1 protein-coding gene is annotated in these 2,315 nt (G+C 55.8%); it reads right to left on the bottom strand.

What is annotated here, in order from left to right:
- Positions 1–2,315, bottom strand: a 2,315-nt coding sequence (locus G459_RS28495) for a DUF7507 domain-containing protein (RefSeq protein ID WP_035456925.1), incomplete at both ends; no start/stop codon positions are given.

Genomic DNA, 2,315 nt, shown 5'->3' with positions numbered 1-2,315 from the left:
TCTACCTCAGCTCCGTTGTCGGTTTTCACCACCTGGATCGCAGGGTTTTGCGGAAGCTCTGTCTCCGTACACGTCGTGCACTCGGTGCTTGGCTCTTCCACCGGAGTCGGATCAGAAGATTCGTCCGTGATGTCATCACTCGGATCTCCCGGATCTCCGCCCGGTGCTTCACCCCTTACCAGGGCCTGGTTGATCACAAAGCCGTTGTCGATGTCTTCCTGGGTGAGCATGTAGCTCGCCGTGAAGGTCGTGTTGTCGCTTGCTCCCGGTGCCAGAGTGGCAATCGGTCCGCCTACCACAGCTACTTTATCATCTTCAATTGTGATATCAGTCAGGGTCAGGTTGCCGTCATTGGTCACCGTGAAGGCGTAAGTGATCGTCTCACCCGCATTTCCGAAGCCGTCCTGGTTTTCGTCGTTGAAGATGCCTTCTTTCAGCAGCTCAATCGACGGGTTCTGCTCAAAGCATGCTTCCACGCTGTCAACAGCTCTCACAAGAACAGTCCGCTCTTCCCCGGATTCCGAATCGCCTCCCAGGTAAACCACCGCTGTTGCCGTGTTGGTCACACAGCCGCCGTCGATCAATTCCTGATCAATCTCAAGCTGGGCTGTCTCTGTCCAAGTCGCACCCGGTGCCAGTGAAGCGATCGTCCAGGTATCTCCTGTCAGGTCATCCGATACCTCGATGCCGGTCAACTCAACATCTCCGGTATTGGTCACTTTTATCTCATAGGTTACAAAACCTTCAAGCTCATTGTCATTCTCAAGAACTGTCTTTTCTATCGCCACTCCCGGTGATACCACCCGCACTGTCACGATCGCCGTGTCGCAGTTGGTCGGATTCGGGTTGGTACAGATTCTGTATTCCAGGGTGTAAATGCCCGGTGCAAGTCCCGTGGAAACGCTGACCAAACCGGTAGCTGTATCCAGGATCAGTGCTCCCGGTGTAGACTGGGCCACTTCGGTCACGGTCACCAGGGTGGTGTTCAGACCGATGAGATCCCCAAGCTGATCGTTGTCCAGCACATTCACAATGTCGCTGTATCCCAACTCGCTGTATACCGGGATCGCCGTCATGTCGTCATCCACGGCGAGCGGAGGGTTCGGATTCGGGTTACAGGCTTCTGTCGCTCCCGGATAAGTCACCTCTGCACTCACTTCAGGGTTCAGCGAGAAGATCACATACGCTCCCTCTTCCCGCACCTGGTAGTAGTTGAATTCTCCCGCTACCCACTGCATGTTCTCGTATTTCCAGCCCGGCCACTGCGTGCCATAGCCGTTTTCATCGACCGCTGCTCCAGGGAACAGCATCGTTCCTTCAAACGGCAGGTTCCCATACACCACCACCACGTTGCCGTCCTTGTCGTACCAGGTCATCGTAATCGGATTTGGCCCGACTTCGCTGTCCAGCAGCTCCAGGTTGATGCCGCTCAGATCCCAGCGGATGTACGGGGCGTCCAGCTCGCAATACGTGTCGATCTCATTCAGGATCAACAGGATTGCTTCGGCCGTCTCGCTGTTCTGGTTCGAGGTCACCGGCTCACCCTCAAAGCTTGCCGTAGCCGAGGCCACATTGGTCACCTCTTTGGCTATTATATCCGCTGCCGTCACCGTGTAGCTCGCCGTAGCGGTTACAGACTGGCCTACTGCCAGCGGACCGGCTAGTGCTTCGATGTCCGCAATCTTATCGTCTATTACCTGGATCGGTCCCTGAAGGGTCACATTGCCCGTGTTGGTGATCACATACTGATAGCTGATCACATCTCCGACCACCTCGTAGGTATCCTCTCCCACGATCTGCTTGTCCAAAGTCAACGCAGGACCTTGCGTAAAGCAGGCTCGGGCCTCCTGTGAGGTATCTGACAACACCACGCGGTACTCCTCGCCCTCTCCGCCCTGTCCGGGGTTCTGCTCACCTTCAAGATATTCCCGGATCTCTGCCGTAGCCGTGTTCACGTAGCACTCCTCGTCGATCATCTCCTGGGTAATCACCACCGTGATCGTCTTCACATCCTGGGCTGCCGGCGACAGGCTCGGGATCACCCACGATTCTCCCGTCACGTTATCTTCCACATAGATGTCATACAGGGTCACATTACCCGTGTTGGTCACCTCGATCGCAAAATTCACCTCGCCGCCCAACTCGTCGTCATTCGAAACAACAACTTTCGTGATGTCCACCGATGTCGCCCCGTTCACCTCTACCGTCTCGGTAGCATTGTCGGTCGCGTCCTCTTCGCTGGTCACCGTGGCCACGTTCACAATATCCAAGCCCGCATCAATGTCAGACTGCAATACCGTGTAGGTCGCCGTGCC

The organism is Algoriphagus terrigena DSM 22685, from assembly GCF_000429445.1.
Lineage (GTDB): Bacteria > Bacteroidota > Bacteroidia > Cytophagales > Cyclobacteriaceae > Algoriphagus > Algoriphagus terrigena.
The sequence above is the reverse complement of the archived record's forward strand: the minus strand, read 5'-3'. Positions and strand labels throughout refer to the sequence as shown.